Origin of the sequence: Burkholderia sp. PAMC 26561, assembly GCF_001557535.2 — a bacterium.
In the GTDB taxonomy this organism is placed as follows: domain Bacteria; phylum Pseudomonadota; class Gammaproteobacteria; order Burkholderiales; family Burkholderiaceae; genus Caballeronia.
In genome coordinates this window covers 1,022,727-1,048,909 of the sequence record NZ_CP014307.1, presented here as the reverse complement: position 1 = coordinate 1,048,909, position 26,183 = coordinate 1,022,727, and the positions used below count along the sequence as shown (strand labels likewise).

The window sequence follows — 26,183 nt, the reverse complement described above, 5'->3', positions numbered from 1 at the left end:
CTGAAGCGAGGCCCCGACGCCCAAGCCGGAAGTCAGCTCCGGCGCGGCACGCTACGTGCTGTGTCCTAGAACGCGACCCTGGCGCCGCACCGAACGACGTATCGCGCATGACAGCTTCATGAAGATACGTACCGCACTCGAAACCCCGGAATTGGTGCTTGAAGACTGTCTGAGGCTCGTTTGCCGTAGACGTTCGTGCGGTGGTTTATTGCCTGGTTGAGCGCGATCGCGTTTTCCCGCATCCACGCCATAGCAGGACGAACTGGAAAAGACGACCGATGGAACACCATCACATGCTTCACGCGTATGCGCCACGAATCTATTTCATCGACCCGCTTCTCGTCGGACCATTGTCCCAATGGCCCGCACAATTCGAGCACGCAGCAGCGCTCGGCTTCGATCATGTCCTGATCGGCGCGCCCTTTCTGCCCGGCAAGAACGGGCACCGACAGGCGGTAGCCGACCATCACAAGCTGCATCCCGCATTTGAGTCCGATCTTCCAGCAGCGGAAGGCCTGCGTTTGCTCGCAAGCCAGGCTGAGAAGCACGGGCTGACATTGCTCGTCGATATCAACCTCGACCGCGTCAGCGCCGAAGGCGGCCTGTTCCAGGAAAACCGTCACTGGTTTCATCCGTTCGAAGCGGCCGAAGCGCGGCTTGATCCGCGTACGGCACCGCATGAGGAAAGCGTCGCGCACGCCAATTTCGGCGATGGCGAAGCGGCCCACGCGCTGACCGAATGGTGGGCGCGAGAATTGATGCTGATCGCCGATGCCGGCATTGGCGGCTTTCGCTTCGAAGCGCCGCAGAAGGTGCCCGCGCATGTCTGGCGCCGCCTGGGCGCGGCTGTGCGCGAACGTCATCCGCAAACCAAATGGCTTGCGTGGACGGTCGGCGTCAACCGTCATGATCTGGCGAACCTCGCCGATGCCGGTTTCGATTCGGTGTTTTCATCGGCGAGATGGTGGGACTTTCAAAGCAACTGGCTCTTCGATGAACACGCGGCCCTGTTCCGCATCGCGCCGCCGATCGCATTTCCCGAAGAACCGTACGGCACGCGCCTGCTCAACGATCTTCCCGACACCAGCGATTCATCGCTTGTGGAACGGGCTTACAGGCGCGCGTTGTACACGGCGGCGGGCATAGGTACCGGCGTGCTGGTTCCCATGGGTTTCGAGTACGGCCTCACGCAACCGCTCTCGTACAACCACGGCAGCGCGGAAGAATTTCATCGTGCGAAGGAAAGCGCGCGCTTCAATGTGTCGGCGGAAGTGGCACACGCAAACGCGTTGCAACGCAACTCCGCGGCGCTAGCCAGCACCGGCGAGTTGCGCACGCTGACCGGTCCCGGCACGCCGTACGCGGCAATCCTGCGCGGCAGCGGCCCGGACTTGCGGACGGCGAGCGAAGCCGCGCTGATCGTGCTCAACGCCGACCTGACAAAGCCGGTTTATGTCGATACACGTCATTTGCTCGATGGTGCTCCAGGCAACTTCACGCGGTTCCGTGCGATCGATGAAGACACCACCGAAACGCCGCTGCCGCTGAAACCTTTCCTGCTGCAGCCGGGCGAAGTCCGCCTGTTGCGCGGCGCGTCCGAGCCGCCGATCCTGCTCGCGCAACCCCAAGTCAAACGCGGCGCGAAATCCGCCGATAAAAAATCGGTGAACGAGGCGCTCGTCGCCCCGCGCGTGATGATCGAAAGCGTGGAACCGTCGGTGGATCACGGGCGCTTCCCGGCGAAGCGGATTGTGGGCGAAGCCGCCGAAATCACGGCTGCTATCTTCGCGGAAGGGCACGACAAGATCGCGGCTGCAGTGCAGTGGCGCGCCGCCGACGAAACCGACTGGCATGAAGCCAAGATGCTTCCGGTCATTCCGCTTGGCAACGACTTGTGGACGACCAGCATTCCGCTCGACCGGCTCGGCCGGCATGAATTCACGGTGATTGCGTGGCGCGACGACTTTGCATCGCTCATCGATCACATGCAGAAAAAGCTCAAGGCCGAGCAGACCGTCGAACTGGAACTCGAGGAGTTGCGGCACCTGTTCGCATTGATCCTCGCCGAAGTGAAGACAACTGAAGGGTCGCAAACGGAACCGCTGGAAGGCATCGTCAAGCAGTTCGCGAAAGCCGATGGCGAGACACGTCTCGCGCTGGCTTTGTCGCCGGAAACGGCGCAGGCCATCGAAGCGGCGCGGCATCGTCCGTTCCTGTCGCGCGATCCGGTGACGTACCGGATCGACGCCGAACGCGCCGCCGCGCGCTTTGCAAGCTGGTACGAGATCTTCCCGCGCTCCATGAGCGACGATGAAAACCGTCACGGCACGTTTATCGATGTAATCGGCAAGATGCCGCGCATCCGCGAGATGGGCTTCGACGTGCTGTACTTCCCGCCGATCAACCCGATTGGCATTTCGAACCGGAAAGGCAAGAACAATACGCTCACGGCCCAGCCCGGCGATGTGGGCAGCCCTTACGCCATCGGCGGCAAGGAAGGCGGTCACGACGCGGTGCATCCGGAACTCGGCAATCTGGATGACTTCAAGCGCATGCTCGATGCAGCACGTGCGCACGGCCTGGAAATCGCGCTCGACTTCGCGGTGCAGTGCTCGCCGGATCATCCGTGGCTGAAGGAACACCCTACATGGTTCGCATGGCGTCCTGACGGCACCTTGCGGTACGCCGAAAATCCGCCGAAGAAGTACCAGGACATCGTGAATCCGGACTTCTATGCGAAGGACGCGAAACCCGAGTTGTGGCTTTCGCTGCGCGACGTGTTCCTGTTCTGGATCGCGGCGGGCGTCAAGATTTTCCGCGTCGACAACCCGCACACCAAACCCATGCCGTTCTGGGAATGGGTGATCGGCGACGTGCGTGCGCGTCACCCCGACGTCATGTTCCTGGCCGAAGCGTTCACGCGTCCGCGCGTGATGAACCGCCTCGCCAAGCTCGGCTTCTCGCAGTCGTACACGTACTTTACGTGGCGTGAGTCGAAGCGCGATTTCGTGGAATACATGCACGACCTGACGCAGACCGACGCGAAGGAATTCTTCCGTCCGAACTTCTTCGTCAATACGCCCGATATCAACCCGCGTTTCCTCCAGCGTTCGGGCCGCGCCGGGTTTGTGATTCGTGCCGCGCTCGCGGCCACGCTCTCGGGACTCTGGGGCGTGTACAGCGGTTTCGAACTGTGCGAAGCCGCCGCGTTGCCGAACAGCGAGGAATATCTGGACTCGGAAAAGTATCAGATTCGCGCGTGGGACTGGAACCGGCCGGGGAATATCGTCGGGGAGATCACGGCGCTCAACCGTATCCGCAAGGCGAATCCGGCGTTGCATTCGCACCTCGGCGTCAACTTCCTGACCGCCCACAACGAAAACATTCTCTTCTTCGAAAAGGCCAATGCCGCACGCGACAACGTGGTGCTGGTTGCAATCAACCTCGATCCGTTCAACGAGCAAGGCGCGGACATTGAACTGCCGTGGAAGACGCTGAGCGATTGGGGCGTTCAGGAGTGGGACGCGCTGGCTGTGGAAGACCAGATGACGGGCGAACGTTTTGAATGGCGCGGCCGACGGCAGCACATTCAACTCGATCCCAATACGCGGCCGTTTGCGATCTGGAGAATCGCACCGACGTGGGGCCTGCCTCGCAAGGACACCGCAGCCTGAAGTCAAAGCGCCTGCGTGCCTTTGAACGGCGCGCAGGCGATCATCACGAAGGCATCGGCCGACGTGGCACAGAACAACTCACACAGCCGGTAGCAGTGCGCCTGACGCACCTCACCGGCTCAAGGAGCGACACGTGAAGCGCAACAAGAATTCGACTCTCAGCAACGATCCGCTCTGGTACAAAGACGCGATCATCTATCAAATCCACATCAAGTCCTTCTTCGATGCCAACAACGACGGCATCGGCGATTTTCCAGGCCTGCTGGCCAAGCTCGATTACATCGCGGAACTTGGCGTGGATTGCATCTGGCTGCTGCCGTTCTATCCATCGCCACGACGCGACGACGGTTACGACATCGCCGATTATCGCAACGTGCATCCCGATTACGGCACGCTCGCCGACGTCAAGCGCTTCATTCAGGAAGCGCACGCACGCGGCATTCGCGTGGTGACGGAACTGGTCATCAACCATACCTCCGATCAACACCCGTGGTTCCAGCGCGCCCGGCTTGCAAAGCCCGGCTCGAACCATCGCAATTACTACGTCTGGTCGGATACCGACAAGAAGTACGAAGACACGCGGATCATCTTCATTGATTCCGAGCCGTCCAACTGGACGCACGATCCTGTTGCGGGACAGTACTACTGGCACCGGTTCTTCAACCACCAGCCCGACCTGAACTTCGACAACCCCGCCGTGCTGAAGGAAGTGCTGTCCGTCATGCGCTTCTGGCTGGATATGGGTATCGACGGTCTGCGGCTGGATGCCGTGCCGTATCTCGTGGAACGCGAAGGCACGAACAACGAGAACCTGCCCGAGACGCACGCAATCCTGAAGACGATCCGCGCGACCATCGACAAGGAATATCCGAACCGCATGTTGCTGGCCGAGGCGAATCAATGGCCAGAAGACGTGAAGGAGTATTTCGGCGATGAAGACGAATGCCACATGGCCTTCCATTTCCCGCTGATGCCGCGCATCTACATGTCGATTGCGAGCGAGGACCGCTTCCCGATCACCGACATCATGCGTCAGACGCCGGATCTCGCGCCGACCAATCAATGGGCGATTTTCCTGCGCAATCACGATGAACTCACGCTCGAAATGGTGACCGATTCGGAGCGCGATTATTTGTGGAACACGTATGCAAGCGATCGCCGCGCGCGCCTGAACCTCGGCATTCGCCGTCGTCTTGCGCCGCTGATGGAACGGGATCGCCGCCGTATCGAGCTGATCAATTCGCTGCTGCTGTCCATGCCCGGTACGCCCGTGATCTATTACGGCGACGAACTCGGCATGGGCGACAACATCCACCTGGGCGATCGTGACGGCGTGCGTACGCCGATGCAGTGGTCATCGGACAGGAACGGCGGGTTTTCGCGCGCTGATCCGGAACAGCTCGTGTTGCCGCCGGTGATGGGTTCGCTCTACGGTTACGACGCGATCAACGTGGAATCGCAAAGCCGCGATCCGCACTCGCTGCTCAACTGGACGCGCAAGATGCTCGCCGTGCGTCGCGCGAAACATGCGTTCGGCCGTGGCACGATCCGCTTCCTGCGCCCGAACAATCGCAAGATCCTGGCGTATATCCGCGAGATCGAAGGCGAACCGCCCATCTTGTGTGTCGCGAATCTTTCGCGTGCGCCGCAAGCCGTCGAACTCGATCTGTCCGAATACGCCGGTTCCGTGCCGCTGGAAATGACCGCCGATTCCGCGTTTCCGCCCATCGGCCAGTTGACGTATCTGCTGACGTTCCCGCCGTATGGCTTCCTGTGGTTCCAGCTTTGCCCGGGCAATCAGCGTCCGGCATGGAGCCAGGCGCCATCGGAGCAATTGCCCGAGTTCGTGACCATGGTGATTCGCGCCGGGCAGACCGGCCCGACGCCGGAGAATGTGCGCCTGCTCGAATCCGAAGTACTGCCGTCTTACTTGAGCAAGCGGCGCTGGTTTGCATCGAAGGACCAGACGTTGAAGCGCGTGCGCCTTGCCGCGTTGACCACGATCCCCGAAGCCGGGTTCGCGTTCACCGAAGTGGAAGCGGATGTTGGCGATCACACCGAACGGTATGTGTTGCCGCTGACGATTGCGTGGGGCACGGAAACCACGTCGCCGCTTTACATGCAATTGGCGCTGGCTCGTGTGCGCCAGAGCCGCAACATGGGCCATATCACCGACGCGTTCGCGGTCCCGGCATTTACGTATGGCGTGCTGCGCAAGCTCAAGGAACGCGCTGTTGTACCGACCGTGCAAAAGAGCGAGATCCGCTTCATCCCGACCGAACGTCTGGATGCGCTGAACTTCAATTTCAAGCCGGGCGAACCGCTGCCCGAGATTCGTTGGCTTGCCGCCGAGCAGAGCAACAGCTCGCTCGTGATTGGCGACCAGGTCGTGCTGAAGCTCGTGCGGCGCCTCGTTGGCGGCATCCATCCGGAAGCCGAGATGAGCCGCTACTTGACGAAGCTCGGCTATGCGAACACCGGTCCGCTGTTCGGCGAAGTCGTGCGCGTCGATCCGGAAGGCGTGCCGCACACGCTCTGCATCTTGCAGGGGTTCATCGATAACCAGGGCGATGCCTGGAACTATGCGCTCGATTATCTGCGCCGCACCGTCGATGAACTCGCGCTGGCAGTGGACACCGAAGACCATTCGATGGATCGCGAGAAAGAGATGCAAGGCATCGAGGGATACCGGACGATTGCGGGGATCATCGGGCGTCGTCTGGGCGAACTGCACGTCGCGCTCGCATCGCCGTCCGACGATCCGGCATTCGCGCCCGAGATGGCATCGAAGGAAGATGTGCGCGCATGGAACGACGGCACGCATACGCTGCTCGTCACCGCGCTCGATATCCTCGGCGCCAAGATCCGCGACTTCAGCGAGCATGATCGCGAACTCGCGCAGAGCCTGCTCGATCGCCGCGATCTGTTGCTCGCAGCCGTGCAGAAACTCGTGCCGGAAAGCGCCAACGCGCTGCGTATCCGGATTCACGGCGACTTCCACCTGGGCCAGGTCTTGATGGCGCAAGGCGATGCTTTCCTGATCGACTTCGAAGGCGAACCGGCGCGGCCGCTGGAGGAACGCCGCAAAAAGTCGAGCCCGTTGCGTGACGTGGCCGGCTTATTGCGTTCCTTGTCCTACGCCAGCGCCGCTGCGCAGCCGACGACCGAAAACGCACCGGCAGCCGCCGCCGATCGCAAACGTGCACTGTTCGAGCGCCTGCGCGCCCATGGCGAAGAAGGTTTCCTTGCTGAATACAATGCGGCGGTTGCAGCTTCCCCGCAGCCCGTCGCCGGCGATGAAGCCACTCTGGCCGCCTTGCTCGATCTCTTCCTGATCGAAAAGGCCGCCTATGAAATCCGCTATGAAGCGGCGAACCGTCCGACCTGGATCGGCTTGCCGTTGCGTGGCCTCGCGTCGCTTGCGAGCCGCCTGCTTGGCGACACCGGCGCACCGCTCGCGCCCGGCTCGCGTCCCGCGGACGCCGCAGAAAAGGACATCTCCGATGGAAACGAAAATGAATAAGCGCACCGACGACCGAAGCCTGACTGAAGGGCTGCATCCGCTCGATATCGACGCACTTGTCGAAGCGCGCCATCCCGATCCGTTTTCAAAGCTCGGGCTGCACCAGACCGATGCAGGTCCCGTCGTGCGCGTGCTGCTGCCCGGCGCGACCAGCGTGCAGGTTCTCGCGCGCGACAGCAGCGCGCCGCTCGGCACGCTCACGCAGATTCATCCGGCGGGGCTGTTTGTCGGGTTTATCGATGAGGCTCAGGCCTACCGCCTGAATATCGACTGGCACGGCACGCCGCAGGAAGTCGCCGATACCTATTCGTTCGGCCCCGTTCTCGACGAAGACGCACTGAACCGCATCTCATGGGGCGACCCGTATGCCGTGCTCGAATGCCTCGGGTCGCGGCCGGTCGTACATGACGGGGTATCGGGCGTGCGGTTCGCCGTCTGGGCGCCCAATGCGCGCCGGGTGTCCGTAGTCGGCGATTTCAATTCTTGGGATGGCCGTCGTCATCCGATGCGCCTGCGCCACAACGCAGGCGTATGGGAACTGTTCGTGCCGGGACTGGGCGCGGGCACGCGCTACAAGTACGAAATCATCTCGCGCGAGGGCCACGCCTTGCCGCTGAAGGCTGACCCTTGCGCGTTGCAAAGCGAGCTGCCTCCGGCGACGGCTTCAGTGGTCGCGGATGCGGATGCCATCGATGGATATAGCTGGACCGACAGCGAGTGGATGAACACGAAGCGCGGCCCGAAGCAGACCGTCAACGCGCCGATCTCCATCTACGAAGTCCACGCCGAATCGTGGCTGCGTGTCGCGGAAGAGGGCAACCGCGGCATGAACTGGCACGAGCTTGCCGAGCGCCTGATTCCCTATGCCAAGAGCATGGGCTTCACGCACCTCGAGTTCATGCCGATTGCCGAGCATCCGTTTGGCGGATCTTGGGGATATCAGCCGTTGGGGCAATTCGCGCCATCGGCACGATTCGGGACACCGGAGCAATTTGCCGAATTCGTGAATCGTGCGCACGAAGCTGAACTCGGGATCATTCTCGATTGGGTGCCGGCGCATTTTCCAAACGATGCCCACGGGCTTTTCCAGTTCGATGGCACGCCGCTTTATGAGCACGCCGATCCGCGCGAGGGATATCACCAGGACTGGAACACGATGATCTACAACCTCGGCCGCAACGAGGTGAGTGCGTTCCTGGTCGCATCCGGGCTGGCGTGGCTGAAGCGGTATCACGTCGATGGATTGCGCGTGGACGCGGTCGCGTCGATGTTGTACCGGGACTATTCGCGCAAGGCCGACGAGTGGGTGCCGAACATCTACGGCGGCCGTGAAAATCTCGAATCGATTGCGTTTCTCAAGCGCCTGAATCACGAGGTGCGTCAGATTCCAGGTGCGATCACGATTGCTGAAGAATCGACGGCATGGCCGGGAGTGACGGCGCGCGTTGAAGACGGCGGACTGGGTTTCGATTTCAAGTGGAACATGGGGTGGATGCATGACACGCTGCATTACATGGAAGAAGATCCCGTGTACCGGCAGTACCACCACAACATGTTCACGTTCGGGATGGTGTATGCCTATTCCGAGCGTTTTGTCCTGCCGCTCTCCCACGATGAAGTCGTGCACGGCAAGGGATCGTTGATTGGCAAGATGCCGGGCGATCACTGGCAGAAATTTGCCAATTTGCGCGCATACCTGGGTTTCATGTGGACGCATCCGGGCAAGAAGTTACTGTTCATGGGCGGCGAGTTTGGTCAGTTCGCGGAGTTCAATCACGATGCATCGCCGCACTGGCATTTACTCGATGATCCGTACCATGGTGGTTTGCAGAAGCTGGTTCGTGATTTGAACCGGGTGTACGGGGACGAACCGGCACTCCATAAGCTTGATAGTGATCCGCGCGGGTTTGACTGGCTGGTCGGGGACGACGCTGGGAATAGCGTTTTTGCGTTCCGGCGCACCGATGGCGAGGGTCGCGAGTGCGTGGTGATATCGAACATGACGCCGGTGCCCCGGCAGGGGTATCGGGTGGGTCTGCCTTGCGGCGGGCGATGGACGGAAATTCTTAACTCCGACGCCTCGGTGTATGGCGGATCCAATGTCGGGAATGGGGGCGTGATTCACGCCGAGAATGTTTCCAGTCATGGGCGGGAGTTTTCTGCTGCGCTGGTTTTGCCGCCGTTGGCTACTATTGTGCTGAGGTTGGACTAGCGTCCGGGGTTGGGTTGGGTTGGGTTAAGGCGGGGACGGGGTTGGCGCCGGGTTGCTGCTTCTTAGGCTTCCGCGCGTTCATTGTCAGGCGTCTTCTTTAGCACTATTAGCCACTGTCCGTGGCGGGACTTCATTTCTTTTTCCAACGGCGAAAAAGAAACGAAGCAAAGAAAACGCCTCTCAACCGCTAATTCTTAAGTGTCCCAAGCGTGCACTGACAACTGTTTGGTACTTCAGAAAAACGCTCGACGCCGGACTTGAGAACACTTGAACCCCTCCCCCTCCGTCAACGGCAACCCACACGCTTCGCCACCAGTGTGGGAATCCGCCAATCAGGCTTCCCCGCTGCGCGCGCTGACGCCCAAACGCAGGGTTGGCTGTACTGGTTCCGTTGTGCTCGCGCGAGCCTGGGACCACCGGCGGCAAAATCTCGGCAAGTTCGGGATGCTGTAGCGCCGTCATGTGCTCAACCCATTGTTTACTTGGGCCAGGTTTCCGTATTGACTGCCACAGTTACTGGTGGCGAAGCGTGTGGGTATCTGTTGACGGAGGGGGAGGGTTTCAAGTGTTGCTGGTTATGGCGGCGACCGTTCTTCTGACGTACCAAACAGTTGTCACTGCACGCTCGGGACACTTATGAGCCTGCGGTCGGAAGGCGTTTTCTTTGCTTCGTTTCTTTTTCGCCGTTGGAAAAAGAAATGAAGTGCCGCCACGCACAGTGGCTAATAGTGCTAAAGAAGTCAGCTAGAACTGAACGCGCGGTAGCGTAAAAAGCAGCAACCCGGCGTCAACTCGGCCACTAAAAACCACGGCCGAGCGCCAGCGCATAACCCGTGAAATGAAGTCCCGCCACGGACAGTAGCTAATAGTGCTAAAAAAGTCAGACAACAAGGAACGCGCGAGGGCCCAAGCAGCAACAACCCGGCACCATCCCCGACCACAAGCCCCACCCCACAACCCCCTCGAGTGCGAACGAAAATTCTATGCCGAATTCATTCCCCGACAAGTTACTCCCGGGCGCGGCCTACCCGCTCGGAGCAAACTGGGACGGTTTGGGTGTCAACTTCGCCGTCTTCTCCGCGAACGCGCAAAAGATCGAAGTCTGCCTCTTCGACACAACCGGCCGCAAAGAGCTAACCCGCTTCGAGCTCCCCGAATGCACCGATGAAATCTGGCACGGCTACCTCCCCGGCGCCCACCCCGGCACGGTCTACGGTTTCCGCGCCCACGGCGCCTACCAGCCGCAATACGGCCACCGGTTCAATCCGCACAAACTCCTGCTCGACCCCTACGCCAAGAAACTCGTCGGCCAATGGCGATGGTCGGACGCTCTCTTCGGTTATCGCGTGCACTCGAACCGCCTGGACCTTTCAATGGATCGACGCGACTCCGCCCCCGCCATGCCGAAATGCGTCGTCACCGATGACGCCTTCGACTGGTCCCGCGACACACGCCCGGACATCCCCTGGGGCGAAACGGTCATCTACGAAACGCACGTGCGCGGCACGTCGATGCTTCGCCCCGATATCCGCCAGCACGAACGCGGCTCGTTCGCGGCGCTGTCGTCGCCCTGGTTTATCGAACATTTGCAAAAGCTCGGAATCACCGCCGTCGAATTCCTGCCCGTGCACGCGTTTCTCAACGACCGTTTTCTCGTCGAACGTGGCCTGAAGAATTACTGGGGCTATAACACCGCGTGTTTCTTCGCCCCCGAACCGTCGTACCTCTCGACCAACCGCCTGAACGAAATGCGCATTGCCGTGCGCCGGTTGCACGCAGCGGGCATCGAAGTGTTCCTGGACGTGGTCTACAACCACACGTGCGAGGGCAACGAGCTCGGGCCGACCATGTCGTGGCGCGGCCTCGATAATGCCAGCTACTACCGCCTGATGCCCGGCGACGAACGCCATTACATCAACGACACCGGTTGCGGCAACACGGTCAATCTCTCGCACCCGCGCGTGCTGCAGATGGTGATGGACTCGCTGCGCTACTGGGCGACGGCGTTCAATATCGATGGCTTTCGTTTCGATCTCGGCGTGACCCTTGGCCGCGAAGGCCACGGTTTCGATCCGGGTTCCGGCTTCTTCGATGCCATCCGCCAGGATCCGATCCTCAATACGCGCAAGATGATCTCGGAGCCGTGGGATATCGGGCCCGATGGTTATCAGGTCGGCAACCATCCGCCCGGCTTTGCAGAATGGAACGATAAATTCCGCGATGGCGTGCGCCGTTTCTGGCGCGGCGACGCCGGCGTGCGGCCCGACCTCGCGGCGCGGCTGACGGGATCGGCGGAGCTGTTTTCCCGCCGGCGCAGGAAACCGTGGGCATCGGTCAATTTCGTCGCCTCGCACGACGGCTTCACGCTCGCCGACGTCGCGGCCTACGACCAGAAGCACAACGAGATGAACAAGGAAGGCAACAACGACGGCCACAACGAGAACTGCAGCACGAACTGGGGCGTGGAAGGCCCGACCGACGACCCCGAGATCCTCGAAACACGCGCACGCGTCGCGCGTGCGCTGGTCGCAACCAACCTGCTTTCGCTCGGCACGCCGATGCTCCTCGGCGGCGACGAATTTGGCCGCTCACAGCACGGTAACAACAACGCATATTGCCAGGACAACGAGATTTCGTGGATGGACTGGCGTCTCGCCGATACCCCCGCCGGCCGCACGATGACGGAGTTCATCGCGAGCGTGATTGCGCTGCGAAAAAACTACCCGCTGTTGAGGGAAATGCGTTTCCTCAAGGGCGACAAGGAGGTCCTCCCGGGCCTCTACGACGTCGGCTGGTTCGACGAGCGCGGCGCCGCGCTCACCACCGACGCGTGGCAGGACCCGGAAGGCCGCGCGCTCACGCTGCGTCGCGCGGGCCCGGGGCTCGACGGCAAGATCGATGTGATGCTGATCATGATGAACGCGTCGTCACAGGCGCTGGCTTTCTCGGCGCCTGCACCGCACTTGGAATGGAATGTGCTCATGGATAGCGCTGTGCCCGACGCGCTGCAGTATCCGTTGATTGGCACGGAACTGGAGGTGCAGGCGCATAGCGTGGTGGTCCTGCTCGCCCAGCCGACCGGCGACGCCGACTGGCAGGCCGTATGGATGGCGGGAGCACATGAGGGCCCGCGTTTGCTGACCGCCTTGCCGCCTGACCCGGGCACGACCGGAGCGAGGCGCACGCCGGATCCTTGGAAGTCACCCGGCGAACACGAAAGTTGATTGTTGAAGCGATAAATGCGGCGAACGTGGCGGATGTCGAAGCCTGCGCACCCTAGCCAAGTATTTGAAAGCGCCCTTGAAGGCAAAGAGACCATGTCTGAAACTCCCATCGATCCGCACAAGCGCCAACACGCTCATTGCCTGCCCTTCGGCGCCCATCTCACCGATGCCGGCCACACGCGCTACCGGTTCTGGGCGCCATCGCTCGATTCGGTCCAGCTTGAGCTGTATGACGACGACCAGAAACCCACGCTGACGCAGATGAACCCGACCGGCGACGGCTGGTACGAAGCCCTGGCCGAAGGCGGCGCGGGTACCCGCTACCGGTATCGCCTGAATGACGATCTGGCCGTACCCGATCCCGCATCGCGCTTTCAGCCAGAGGATGTTCACGGCCCGAGCGAGGTCATCGACCCGCGTGCGTTCCGCTGGGAAAACACGGAATGGCATGGTCGTCCGTGGGAAGAAACCGTGCTGTACGAACTGCACGTGGGCACGCTCGGCGGTTACGCCGGCGTGACAAAGCAACTCAAGCAGCTCGCGCATCTCGGCGTGACGGCCATCGAACTGATGCCGCTCAATGATTTCAGCGGTACCCGCAACTGGGGCTACGACGGCGTGCTGCCGTATGCGCCCGATTCGGCGTACGGCACGCCGGATGAATTGAAGACGCTTATCGATACCGCGCACGGTCTCGGCCTGATGGTCTTCCTCGACGTGGTCTACAACCACTTCGGCCCGGACGGCAATTTCCTGAGCGCGTACGCAAAGACGTTTTTCCGCGAAGGCGTAGACACCCCATGGGGTCCGGCGATCGATTTCGAGCGTCCGCAAGTGCGCGATTTCTTCTTCGATAACGCTATCTACTGGCTCAACGAATATCGTTTCGATGGCTTGCGCCTCGATGCCGTGCACGCCATCAACGACGACGAATGGCTGCGCGAGCTGTCGGACCGCGTGCGTTCTTCGGTGGAACATGGGCGGCACGTGCATCTCGTGCTGGAGAACGAGCACAACACGTCCAATCTCCTGGAATCGCATTTCAACGCCCAGTGGAGCGACGACTCGCACAACACGCTTCACGTGCTGCTGACCGGCGAGGATGAAAGCTACTACGGCGCGTACAGCAAAGAGCCGATCCAGAAACTCGCCCGCGTCCTGAGCGAAGGTTTTGTGTATCAAGGCGAGCCCTCGCCCATTCACGACAACAAACCGCGCGGCGAGCCGAGCGGCCATCTGCCGCCGAGCGCATTCGTGATGTTCCTGCAGAATCACGACCAGGTCGGCAACCGCGCAATGGGTGAACGCCTGCGAACGTTGACTTCCGAAGACGCGCTTTACGCAGCGACAGGCCTGATGCTGTTGTCGCCGCAAATCCCGATGCTCTTCATGGAAGAACAGCACGGTTCCACGCAACCCTTCCTGTTTTTCACGGACTATCACGACGAACTGGCCGATGCCGTGCGCGAAGGCCGCCGCAAGGAATTCGCGAAGTTCACCGCATTCACCGACGAAAAACGCCGTGCGCAAATTCCGGATCCGAACCATATCGACACGTTCAGGATGTCGTCGCCGGATGAGTCGAGGCTCGCCCCCGATCACAACGACTGGCTGCATTTCTACCGTTCGGCGCTGGCCGTACGCGCGAAGTTGCTGATGCCGCGTCTGAAGGGTTCAAAGGCGCTGGGCGCAGAGGTAATTGGAGAGAAGGCGGTCGTGGCGAACTGGCGTCTTGGCGATGGCAGTACCTATTCCGTCGCGTTGAATCTCGGCAAGGAAGCCGTGACGCTCACCGGTCATCCGCCTGGCAAGGTCGTCTTCGAAACCCCGGCTCGCGCACGCGATGCCGCAGACAAGGGCGAGCTCGGCGCCGAGACTTTTATCGCGTGGCTGACGGGCGATTTCGCCGATGCCGCGTTCAATCATGACGCCCGCCGCGTCAAAGCTTCGGGGAAAACCTCGTGAGCACGATCACCACACCGCCGGCCACGTCCGGCCAGACACACCCGCCGCCGAGTCCAGTGGAGGCGCTTGCCATCAAGGCCGGCTTCGAAGTCGAGTGGCAGGACGCACACAAGCAAACGCAGCGCGTGCCCGAAGCAACGCTGACCGTCCTGCTGGAACGGCTAGGTTTGCCCTGCGGCAACGCCGCGCAGCTGAAACAAAGCACCGCCACGCTCGATGCCGAATTGACCGGCCGCAAGCTTCCACCGCTGATGACCGCCGAGGTCGACCGCGCCATAGCGCTGCCGGTCGCCGCCGTGAAAACGGGCGCACGGTATCGGATAGAGCTGGAAAGCGGCGCTGTCATCGACGGACGGTTCACGTCGCCGCGCGGCGAAACGGCGTTGCTCTCGCCGATCTCCGAGCCGGGTTATCACGCGCTCGTGATCAACGAGCAGCGCACCACGCTCGCGGTTGCCCCGGCACGTTGCTATACCGTCGATGACGCCTGGCGCGCGATCGAATCCAACGCAAAAAAGGCGCCGCCCATGTGGGGCATCGCCACGCAGGTTTACGGATTGCGGCGCACGGGCGATGGCGGTGTCGGCGATTACACGGCGCTGGCTACCCTCGCTGCCGAAAGCGCGCAGCGCGGCAGCCACGCCGTCGCGATCAGTCCGATGCACGCCATGTTCAGCGCCGAGCCGAACAAGTTCAGCCCATATTCGCCGTCGTCGCGCCTGTTCCTGAACATCGCGCATATCGATCCGGCTGCAGTAATGGGCGCCGAAGCAGCCCAGGCCGCGATCGAGACGGCCGGCGTCGCCGATGAATTCGCCGAACTCGAAGCGCTGCAGCTGATCGACTGGCCGCGCGTGGTGACGGCGAAGCTCGCCGTGCTGCGTGCGCTGTTTGCGCAGTTCGGCACGCATGGCAACGACTCGCTGCACAAGGACTTTGCGAAGTTCGTCAAACATGGCGGACGCGCGCTTGAAGATCACGCGCGTTTTGAAGCGCTGCAGGCGGTGCAGTTGAAGGAGTCCGGCGAAGGCCACTGGCGCAACTGGTCCGGCGATCTCAACAATCCACGCAGCAACGCAGTCGCGGAATTTGCAGCCGCAAACAAGGAAGAGGTCGAGTTCTTCCTCTTTGCGCAATGGCTCGCGGCCAAGGGTTTGTCGCACGCGCAACACGTGGCGCGAGACTCCGGCATGGCGATCGGCCTGATTGCGGATCTCGCCGTGGGTTGCGACAGCGCCGGCAGTCACGCGTGGTCGTATCGCGATGAAATGCTGCAAGGCGTGTCCGTCGGCGCGCCGCCCGATCTGTTCAACCAGAAGGGGCAATCGTGGGGACTGACCACGTTCTCCCCGCGCGCCATGCGCACGCAAGGCTTCACGGCGTTTATCGACATGTTGCGGGCCGCGTTCACGCTCGCAGGCGGGATTCGTATCGATCACATTCTCGGCCTGCGCCGTTTGTGGCTCGTGCCCGACGGCGAAAGCGCGAAGGACGGCGCCTACCTTCGATACCCCCTCGAAGACCTGTTGCGCCTGATCGCGCTCGAGTCATGGCGCCATAAGGCGATCGTGATCGGTGAAGACCTCGGCACCGTGCCACCGGGTTTTCGCGAGCGGTTGCAAGAACATGGTCTGCTCGGTATTCGCGTGCTGTGGTTCGAGCGCGCCGAAGAAGGTCCGGGCTTCAAGGCGCCCGCCGACTGGGATCACGACGTCGCCGCGACTACGACCACGCACGATCTGCCGACCGTCACCGGCTGGTGGACCGGCGAGGACATTGTCTGGCGCTCGAAGATCGGCCAGACCGCCGTACGCGCCGATGGCAAGGACGCCGTCGAAATGGCGCAGGCGGAACGCGGCGAGGATCGCGAATTGCTATGGACTGCTTTCCAGGAAGCCGGCGTTGCCGCGCCGGATGTCGACGTCCCCGCCGATATCTCACTGCAGACCGCGCCGGTCGACGAAGCGCTCGCGTTCGTGGCCTCCACGCCCGCACCGCTCGTCACCTATCCGCTGGAAGACTTGCTCGCGCTCGCCGAAATGCCGAACCTGCCCGGTTCCATCGACGAGCATCCGAACTGGCGCCGGCGGCTGGCGGTTCCCGTATCCGAACTGTTCGATGACGACTCGTTCGTCGACCGTCTGCTTGCCGTCGACCAGGCCCGACAGAAATCCGCCCATACGAAGGCGGCCGCGCATGACACCGCGCATAACGCATCACCCACTGACTGAAGACCATGACCGTCCCGCGCTCCACGCTTCGCCTGCAGCTTCACAAGGATTTCACGTTCGACGACGCCGCGCGCCAGGTCGACTACATGGCGTCGCTCGGGATCAGCCACGCGTATTTATCGCCGATCACCACCGCCACGAGCGGTTCCACGCACGGTTACGACACCGTCGACTACACGCGCGTGAACCCTGAACTCGGCGGCGAGGAAGGACTGAAACGCTTTGTCGAAAAACTGCGCGAACACGACATGGGCGTGATTGTCGATGTCGTGCCGAATCACATGGGTGTGGGCGGCTCGGAAAACCTGTGGTGGATGGATATCCTCGAATGGGGCCGTCACGCCGCCCATTCGCGTTATTTCGATGTCGACTGGCACTCGCCCGACCCTGCATTGCGCGGCAAGGTCCTCGCGCCGTTCCTGGGCGCCGCGTACGGCGAGGAACTGAAGGGCAACAAGATCAAGCTGACCTTCGACGCCAACGACGGCCGTTTCAAGGTCACGTACTACAGCAACACGTTCCCGGTAAGCCCGCTCGACTACGCGGCGATCCTGCAGGACAGCGCGCCGGAAATGGCACAGCGTTTCACCGGCCTTTCGACACAACCCGCCGACCAGCCGCGCGCCGACGAAGCACGTGCCGCGCTCAAGGAATTCGCGGCATCGGAGGAAGGCAAGAAGGCCATCGATACCGCCGTGCGCGCTCATTGCGGCGACAACGTGACGGGCCGCGACCGTCTGCATCGCCTGCTGGAACGCCAGCATTACCGGCTCGCATGGTGGCGCACAGCCGCAGATGAAGTGAACTGGCGCCGTTTCTTCGATGTCTCCACGCTCGGCGGCATGCGCGTGGAGCGCCCGGAGGTCTTCGACGCATCGCACGCGCTGATCTTCCGTTTGTTCACCGAGGGGCTGATAGACGGCGTGCGTATCGATCACGTCGATGGACTCGCCGAGCCGCGCGAATACTGCCAGCGCTTGCGCCATCGCCTTGAAGAGCTGGCGCAACAGCGTCCCGAGAACCTGCGGCAAGCGCGCACGTATTTTGTCGTCGAGAAGATCCTCGCGCGTGGCGAGCCCGTGCGCGACGACTGGCAAATCGATGGCACCACCGGCTACGATTTCATGAACGACGTCGGCGCGCTGCTTCACGATCCGCGCGGCGCTCAACCCCTCGCACAAAGCTGGGCCGAGTTGTCCGGACGTCCGGCCGACTTCGCAGTCGAAGCCGAAGCCGCGCGTCGCAAGATCCTGGCTGAGAACCTTTCCGCCGAACTCGACCGCGTTGCCCGCGCACTGCATCGGATCGCACGTGACTTGCCCGCCACTCGCGACTTCACGTTTTCATCGCTGAAGCGGGTTACGTCCGAACTCGTCGTGCACTTCCCCGTGTACCGGATTTATCCAGTCAGCGGACAACGCAGCGCGGAAGACGAACGCTTTTTCTCGATGGCCTACGAAGGCGCGAAGGCCGCGCTGGCGCCGGCAGACCACGGCATTCTCGATCAGGTCGCGCAATGGCTCGGCGGCTCGGGGGGCGAAGAGCCCGTCGAAGAAAAGCCGCCGCGTGAACGTATGCTCGACCGCCATGGACGCGAGCGTCCGGGCAGCGCATCTCAGAGCGCGCCGGCGAGCATAAACGGGTCGAATTCCGGCTCGAATTCCGGCTCGAATTCGATCGGTTCTCATCGACGCAATGCGCAAACCCTGTTTTCGCAACTGACATCGCCGGTGGCCGCGAAAGCCGTCGAAGACACAGCGTGTTACCGATACGGCCGGCTCATCTCGCGTAACGAAGTCGGTGCCGATCCGGGCGAGTTTTCGTTATCGGTCGAGCAATTTCACGAAGGCAATGAGGAGCGTGCCAAACGCTTCCCGAACGCCATGCTCACGACCGCCACGCACGACCACAAGCGCGGCGAAGACGTCCGTGCGCGGATCGCGGCATTAAGCGAGATCCCCGATGAGTGGGCTGCAACGTTGAAAAGCTGGTCGACGTTGAACACGCCGCAGCGTCGCATCCTGAATGCCGATGAAAACGACTGGGCGCCAGGTGCTGCCGCCGAAGCGATGCTTTACCAGACGCTCGTAGGCTGCTGGCCGCCTACGCTTTCTCCCGACGACGAAGCCGGCGTCAAGGAACTTGCCGAGCGCGTGAGTGCGTGGCAGTTGAAGGGGATGCGCGAAGCCAAGTTGCGCACGAGCTGGTTCGCGCCCGACGAAGCCTATGAAAACGCATGCCGCGATTTTCTCTTCGATATCCTCGCGCCCCAACGCCGCGATGGCTTCCTCGGCGAGTTGCCGGCGTTCGTCGCGCGGATCTCGAAAACCGGCGCCATCAACAGTTTCCAGCAGACGTTGTTGCGGCTGACATCGCCGGGCGTGCCGGATCTTTATCAGGGCACCGAACTATGGGATTTCAGTCTCGTCGATCCCGACAATCGCCGTCCCGTGGACTTCGAGCAGCGGCGCACGTGGCTTGCTGAAGGCGAGGCGCAGGGTGCGCCATCGGAACAGTTGCAGAACTGGGAGGATGGCCGTGTGAAGCTTGGTATCGTGCGTCGCGCGCTTGCCTTGCGGGCGCATTCACCAGCGCTTTTCGAGCAGGGTTCGTACATACCGCTGAAAGTGGAAGGTGCGCACGCGGATAGCGTTGTCGCGTATGCGCGGCATGCGGGAAGCGCATACGTGATCGTGATCGCGACGCGCTTGGCCGACGCATTGCTCGCTGAAAACGATACCGCGCTGCCCCTGGTCGATGCCGCCCATTGGGGCGACACGGCGGTCGTGTTGCCGGAAGCGCTGGCTTCGCGGGCGTTGTTCGACTGGCTGAGCCCGAACGCGCCCAAGTCCGATGGTCAGCGCCTGTTCATGCGCGATGCGCTAGCTTCAATGCCGGTTGCATTGCTGATGGAAGAAGGCGTACCGCGGGTCTGATGAATCAACGCGGAGGAAGCGGAAGGATCAATCCGCTTCTTCTGCAACCTCTTCATGCGGATAGACGCGAACGAGCACGATGCGCGGTCCGTTCATCTTCTTCACGACGATATCGAAACGATCGAAACCCACGCGCTGGCCTTCGCTAGGCAGATCGCCCAGCGCATTGATCACGAGCCCGCCAACAGACTCCGACTGACCTTCGTCGATATCGATCCCCAACGCCCGTTCCAGCGATACCACCGGCAAGCTGCCTTTGCCCATCAGCGTGCCATCGTCCATGCGTGACCAGTCGGCATCGCCTTGACGAAACTCGTCGTGAATCTGGCCAACGAGCGCGCCCAGCAGGTTGTCGAGCGTGAGGAAACCTATCGGCTTCTCGCCCTTGCGGCCGACGAGCGCAAAGTGCGGCGCGCCCTTGCGAAAACGCCTGAACAATTCGAGCGCTGAAAGATTGCCGGCCACATACTGAACCGGGCGCACGTGCCGCTCGAGGGAATCCTGCTTCGTGTCCTGTCGCGTCAGGCCGTGGAGAAGGCCGCGCCCGGCGCCATCGCGTGCGAGCAGCAGGTCTTTCAAGTGGATCATGCCGAGCACACGTTCGCTGGTCGCATCGGCAAAAAGCGGATAGCGGCTGAAACGGTGGCGCGCGATCACCTGCATGTTGTCGCGCATCGGCAGGTCGTTGCGCAGGCCGACCATCTCGTGGCTTGGACGCATCAGGTCGGACACCGTCATGCGGCTGAAATCCAGCGAATGCGCAATTGTGTTCCATTCGTCGGCGTTGTAGCTGGAATCTGCATGCGAACTCGAAATCCCCAGCGTGTCCGGCGTGGTCGACGCCCCGGTCAACCGCCGGCCGCGCAGGATCAGCTTGAGTTCGTCAGTGGAATAGTGGGCGTCGCCGCCATGTTCGCCGCTCAATCCAAACAGGCGCAGCACGAAGTTCGCGCTTGAATTAAGCACCCAAATGAACGGGTACATTGCCCAGTAGAAGCCGTAGAGCGGCATGGCCACCCACAAACCGACCTGTTCGGCACGTCGGATCGCCCAAGATTTCGGCGCAAGTTCGCCGACCACGATGTGCAGAAAGGAAATGCAGGAGAAAGCGAAGAACAAGGAGACTGCATCTATCAGCTTCGCTGATTCGATGCCCGCCAGCGCGAAAAGCGGATGCAATAACGCGGCGAATGCCGGCTCGCCGAGCCAGCCGAGCCCGAGCGACGCCAGCGTGATGCCGAGCTGACACGCCGACAAATACGCGTCCAGCTTGCCGTGAACCTTCGCAAGCAGGCGTCCGGGCAGGCCGTTCGACCGTGCGATAGCCTGGACGCGCGTGGCTCGCAGCTTGACCAGCCCGAACTCGGCCGCGACGAAAAACCCGTTCAGCGCGACGAGCAACAAGGCACCAATTAGCGCGACAACCTGATTCAAAGCAACTTGCTCCACAAGAGAAAACGCCAGTATAGAGGCGCAAGCTGCTCGAAAGTTAAATCAGGTGCCGCTCAACGGGACGCGCAGTTTGAGCATGACGTTGGCGTCATCGGTTACGTCGTCGTGTTCAAACGTGCCGCCATGCGCTTCGGCTACGCGCTTGCAGAGCGCCAGTCCCCACGCAATGCGCGCCGCTTCGCGAGGCAAGGTCGCCTGCTTGCGTGCGAATGCTTCGAGCGCGTGCGGCAAATCGGGATCGGTAAGCGCTTTCACCGATGCCGTAAAACTGACAATAGCGACGAACACGCCGTCTTCCACGCGCGCTTCGGTAATCACCGTCGATCCGGCCGCGCTGCCCTCCGTGGCGAACGCGAGCATGAGCCACAGCGCCTGCGTGAGCCGTTCGTTATCGCCGATGATCTGCTCTTCGGCCAGCGCCGATTTCACCTGCAGCGACACTTCGCGGGCCGTCGCGAGGCTCGCTCGCGCTTCGCCCGCCGCGTGCTCCAGCAACGGACGCAGCGCGAGCGGAACGCGGTTCAGCGCGAGTGTCTTGGTCTCGGCGCGGGTTGTATCGATGGATTGCTCGATCAGCTTCACCTGCTGCTCGACGCCCGAGCGGATACCACCCAGGGCGCGCTGGGCGGAGGCATCGGCGGTATCGACCTTGCGCTCGAGCACGTAACCCCAGCTATGGATGGCGTTCAGTGGTCCGCGCAAGTCGTGCGATACCACGCCCAGCACGTGATCGCGCATGAACAGCGCCGCTTCGGCGCGCAAGTGGGCGGTGCGTTCGTCCGTCTGCTTCTGCTGCGTCTGCGCGGCCGTATCCAGGCTGCACGGCGACACGATCAGCGTCACGCTGTCCTTGCCGGGCAGCGCGAGGATGCTGAAAGCGCGCGTGCCGCCCTCGTCAATCGATACCCGCGCACGCCGGACGCTGCCTGCGGCGAGCGCGGCATCGGCGGCTTCGGCAAGCACCGCGATGAGCGTCTTCGGCAAAGGGGTATCGGCAAGCGCCTGGCCCTCGAACGCGCGGGCGTCGAGGTCGAACAGATGCGTGAGAACGGTGTCGGCTGAGAGGCAGCGCTGCGCGGCATTCAGGACGAGCACGCCATCCGTGCCCGCGACCGGCGCTTCAGGACGGGGAGCGCGCCCCGTTTCGACCGTGCCTGAGAAAGACGTTGTCACGATTGGAAATCCTTGAGCGTTGATAAATGCGAGGACCTTGCCCGGTTTTATCGAGATGACTGGCCATTATAGGGGAGTGCCTAAGGCCTCTAGATCCGGGGCAAGTCAGCCTCACGCGATTAATTACAGGATAACGGCCAGAGTGTGCAGCAAACGCCGTGCACGCTTCGCCGGATGTGACGATGCGCCCGAAAGCCCTACAATACCGGTTTCGATTTCAGCCGGCGATGAAGCCGGCGTACACAAGGAGAGAAACATGGCGATTGTGACGACAGACTCGGGCCTCAAGTATGAAGACCTGGTCGTGGGTGAAGGTGCGGATGCCGTCGCCGGGAAGACGGTCAGCGTGCATTACACAGGCTGGCTGACCGACGGCCAGAAGTTCGACTCGAGCCATGACCGCAACGATCCGTTCGCGTTCGTGCTGGGCGGCGGCATGGTCATCAAGGGCTGGGATGAAGGCGTACAGGGCATGAAGGTCGGCGGCAAGCGCAAGCTGACGATTCCGCCGCAACTCGGCTACGGCGTGCGCGGCGCGGGCGGCGTGATTCCGCCGAATGCCACGCTGGTCTTCGATGTGGAATTGCTGGACGTTTGATTTTTTTCGATAGCGGGGTCCGGGACCGAATCCCGACCCCGCTGTCGAATTACTGGCCGTCCAAACCGCGTTCCAGATCCCCACGAATATCCCCGGCGTTTTCCAGTCCCACCGCAAGCCGGATCAACCCCTCCCGAATCCCTGCGGCCTCACGAACTTCCGGCGTCAAGCGACCGTGCGTGGTCGTGGATGGATGCGTGATCGTCGTGCGTGTATCGCCGAGATTACCGGTGATCGAGCAGATCTTCGTAGAATCGATCACGCGCCACGCGTTCGCCCGCTGCTCTTCCCGCGTCGCGCCCTTCAGCTCGAACGACACGATCGCCCCGCCCGCCTTCTGCTGTTTTTTCGCAATCGCGTACTGCGGATGCGACTCGAGCCCCGGATAAAACACGCGCTCGATAGCCGGATGCGTTTCCAGCCAGCGCGCGATCTCCAGCGCATTCGACGACTGTTTCTCCACCCGCAGCGACAGCGTTTCCATGCCCTTGAGCAATACCCACGCGTTGAACGCGGACAAGGTCGGGCCCGCGCTGCGCACGAACGGGAAGACCTTTTCCATGATGAACTGCTTTGATCCGACGAGCGCGCCGCCGAGCACTCGGCCCTGCCCGTCGAGGAACTTGGTGGCCGAATGCATCACGACGTCCGCGCCGAGCTTCAAGGGCTGCTGCAACGCCGGGCTGCAGAAACAGTTATCGACGACGAACAGCGCGCCCACTTCCTTCGATATCTTCCCGATCGCTTCAATGTCGGCGATCTCGGTCAGCGGATTCGACGGCGTCTCGAGGAAGAACATCTTCGTTTCAGGGCGCACGGCGGCGCGCCATTCATCGAGATTGGTCGGATCGACGAACGTGGTCGTAATGCCGAACTTGGTGAAGATCTGCGAGAACATGCCGACCGTCGATCCAAACAGGCTCTTCGAGCTGACCAGATGGTCGCCCTGCTGCATGGAGCACATCACTACCGACATGATCGCGGCCATCCCCGACGCCGTCGCCATGCATGCCTCGCCGCCTTCGAGCGCGGCCAGGCGCTTTTGAAACATCGCGACGGTCGGGTTCGTGAAGCGCGAGTACGTGTAAGCCTCTTCGGCGTTCTTGAAGCTTTCCGCGGCGTGCGCGGCGCTTTCGAACACGAAACTCGATGTCAGGAAAATCGCTTCCGAATGCTCGTTGAAGTCGCTGCGAAGGGTTCCCGCGCGCACGGCGAGCGTGTCGAAGTTGAGGTTGTCGTCCATGTTCGTATCGTCCATTCTTTCCATCTCTTCCATTCGTGGTGGCCCGGCGGCATTCAAAAACCGGGACGCAAAAAAGCCCGCTTCTGCGTCAGCATGAGCGGGCTCGGTGCGAAAAAGCCTGTAGCGTCGCCGGGAAGGGAGTCGATGTTCGTCGGATCTCTCCACCGGTTCGCTTTAGCTGTTTCGGGTTCCGATTGATGAAGCCATCGAAACCCGCGTCCGCAAGCTGATCTCAAATCGACGCAAACCCAATCCTATCACGCGTTTTCGCGCGCTGCAGCCAACCGCGTCATTCCACCGACAACTGCAAGTGCAACTGCGAACGCGATACACCGCCTTCCATTGCTTCACTTGCGGCGTCGCGGTCCGACTGTGCCGACGGCGCAAGACGCGCCGTTTCCAGCCGGTCGAGATAGGCTTCGTTGATATCGCCGGTGATGTAGTTGCCATCGAAACACGATGCATCGAATTCCTTCAGCGCCGGGTTGATGTCGCGAATGGCCTGCTTCAGATCCGCGACGTCCTGATACACCAGATGATCCGCGCCGATCATGCGCGCAACTTCGTCGTCCGAACGGCCATGCGCAACGAGTTCGCCGCGCGTGGGCATGTCGATGCCATATACGTTCGGGAACTTCACCGGCGGCGCAGCGGACGCGAAAATCACTTTCGCGGCGCCGGCATCGCGCGCCATCTGTACGATTTCGTGCGATGTGGTTCCACGAACGATGGAATCATCCACGATCAACACGTTCTTGCCCTTGAACTCGATCGCCATGGCGTTGAGTTTCTGGCGCACCGACTTCTTGCGCACGGCCTGGCCCGGCATGATGAATGTGCGGCCAACATAGCGATTCTTGAAGAAACCTTCGCGATATTCCACGCCCAGCTTCGCGGCCACTTGCATGGCGGCGGGACGCGACGAATCCGGAATCGGCATCACCACGTCGATAGCCACGTCCGGCAGCACGCGCTTGATCTTCTCGGCGAGGTAATCACCCATGCGCAGGCGCGCGTTGTAGACCGGCACGCCGTCGAGGCACGAATCCGGACGCGCGAGATACACGAGTTCGAAGATGCAGGGGTTGAGGCTGGGGTTTTCGGCGCATTGCTGGCTGTGCAGGTTGCCGTCGTTATCGATGAAGATCGCTTCGCCCGGTTCCACGTCACGCACGAATTCGAAGCCGATACCTTCAACCGCCACCGATTCAGACGCGACCATCCATTCCACGCCCGTCGCCGTTTCCTGCTTGCCGAGGACCAGCGGACGAATGCCGAACGGATCGCGGAAAGCGACCAGCCCGTAGCCGGCGATCAGCGAAACGATCGCGTACGAACCCTTCACTCGCCTGTGGACGCCGCTCACCGCCTTGAACAGCGCAGCCGGATCGAGTTGCAGGCCGGAGCTCGACAACTGCAGTTCGTGGGCGAAGACGTTGAGCAGGACTTCCGTGTCGGACGCAGTGTTGATGTGCCGGCGATCGATCCGGAACATCTCTTCCTTCAGTTGCGGCCAGTTGGTCAGGTTGCCGTTGTGGGCGAGGATGATGCCGAACGGCGCGTTCACGTAGAACGGCTGGGCTTCTTCTTCACTCGATGCCGACCCGGCCGTCGGGTAACGTACCTGGCCAATGCCGACATTGCCCGGCAGGCTGCGCATGTTGCGCGTGCGGAACACGTCGCGCACCATGCCGTTGGCCTTATGCATGTGGAAGTTGTTGCCGTCCGCCGTCGCGATGCCGGCTGCGTCCTGACCGCGGTGCTGCAGGAGCAGCAGGCTGTCATAGATCAACTGGTTGACGGGAGTCTGGGAAACTACGCCTACGATGCCGCACATGGCATTGGTCCTTCAAAGAGTCGAAACGGGTCGAAAGGGCATATCGGTGCAACGGTTCCAAAACACCTGCAAGGCATCTGGACTATGTGGATGTTGCGCCGAGCCTTCACGCAAA

General features: G+C 61.7%; 12 protein-coding genes. 8 read left to right on the top strand and 4 right to left on the bottom strand.

All coding sequences use genetic code 11. The features are described 5' to 3' along the window. Positions 1-278 precede the first annotated feature (278 nt). From AXG89_RS20335 to treY, 7 genes are all read left to right on the top strand, one after another. Positions 279-3,674, top strand: coding sequence for a maltotransferase domain-containing protein (locus AXG89_RS20335; protein ID WP_069638399.1), 3,396 nt, complete (start codon positions 279-281; stop codon positions 3,672-3,674). A gap of 133 nt (positions 3,675-3,807) precedes the next feature. After that, on the top strand, positions 3,808-7,197 hold the full coding sequence (treS, locus tag AXG89_RS20330; RefSeq protein WP_062172091.1) for a maltose alpha-D-glucosyltransferase: 3,390 nt from the start codon (positions 3,808-3,810) through the stop codon (positions 7,195-7,197). Next, the gene (glgB, locus tag AXG89_RS20325; protein WP_062002477.1) at positions 7,190-9,409 is read left to right on the top strand and encodes a 1,4-alpha-glucan branching protein GlgB; all 2,220 of its coding nucleotides are present in this window, start codon (positions 7,190-7,192) and stop codon (positions 9,407-9,409) included. Before treS ends, glgB begins: the two co-directional genes overlap by 8 nt. 983 nt (positions 9,410-10,392) lie before the next feature. Next, entirely contained in the window at positions 10,393-12,633 is a 2,241-nt protein-coding gene (glgX, locus tag AXG89_RS20320; RefSeq protein ID WP_062172089.1) for a glycogen debranching protein GlgX, read from the top strand. A 93-nt stretch (positions 12,634-12,726) separates the two neighbouring features. Beyond that, entirely contained in the window at positions 12,727-14,598 is a 1,872-nt protein-coding gene (gene treZ, locus AXG89_RS20315; RefSeq protein WP_062172087.1) for a malto-oligosyltrehalose trehalohydrolase, read from the top strand. A 5-nt stretch (positions 14,599-14,603) separates the two neighbouring features. Then, on the top strand, positions 14,604-16,829 hold the full coding sequence (gene malQ, locus AXG89_RS20310; RefSeq protein ID WP_082771548.1) for a 4-alpha-glucanotransferase: 2,226 nt from the start codon (positions 14,604-14,606) through the stop codon (positions 16,827-16,829). A 5-nt stretch (positions 16,830-16,834) separates the two neighbouring features. Next, entirely contained in the window at positions 16,835-19,765 is a 2,931-nt protein-coding gene (treY, locus tag AXG89_RS20305) for a malto-oligosyltrehalose synthase (RefSeq protein ID WP_062172085.1), read from the top strand. A 27-nt stretch (positions 19,766-19,792) separates the two neighbouring features. Here the strand turns inward: treY and AXG89_RS20300 are convergent, their stop codons facing one another. Beyond that, positions 19,793-21,199: a hemolysin family protein gene (locus tag AXG89_RS20300; RefSeq protein ID WP_062172613.1), complete on the bottom strand. Its 1,407-nt coding sequence runs from the start codon at positions 21,197-21,199 to the stop codon at positions 19,793-19,795. 60 nt (positions 21,200-21,259) lie between these two features. Beyond that, entirely contained in the window at positions 21,260-22,390 is a 1,131-nt protein-coding gene (locus AXG89_RS20295) for a sensor histidine kinase (protein WP_305954587.1), read from the bottom strand. Between the two features lie 256 nt (positions 22,391-22,646). Between AXG89_RS20295 and AXG89_RS20290 the strand changes: the two genes are divergently transcribed. Further along, positions 22,647-22,988 (top strand): FKBP-type peptidyl-prolyl cis-trans isomerase, encoded by a 342-nt coding sequence (locus AXG89_RS20290; RefSeq protein ID WP_056362764.1) that lies wholly within the window; start codon positions 22,647-22,649, stop codon positions 22,986-22,988. A 49-nt stretch (positions 22,989-23,037) separates the two neighbouring features. Here the strand turns inward: AXG89_RS20290 and AXG89_RS20285 are convergent, their stop codons facing one another. Together AXG89_RS20285 and purF are read right to left on the bottom strand one after the other, a co-directional pair. Then, positions 23,038-24,231, bottom strand: a complete 1,194-nt coding sequence (locus tag AXG89_RS20285; RefSeq protein WP_062172611.1) for an O-succinylhomoserine sulfhydrylase — start codon at positions 24,229-24,231, stop codon at positions 23,038-23,040. Positions 24,232-24,520: 289 nt separating this feature from the next. Continuing rightward, positions 24,521-26,068: an amidophosphoribosyltransferase gene (purF, locus tag AXG89_RS20280; protein WP_062002473.1), complete on the bottom strand. Its 1,548-nt coding sequence runs from the start codon at positions 26,066-26,068 to the stop codon at positions 24,521-24,523. Positions 26,069-26,183: the final 115 nt, after the last annotated feature.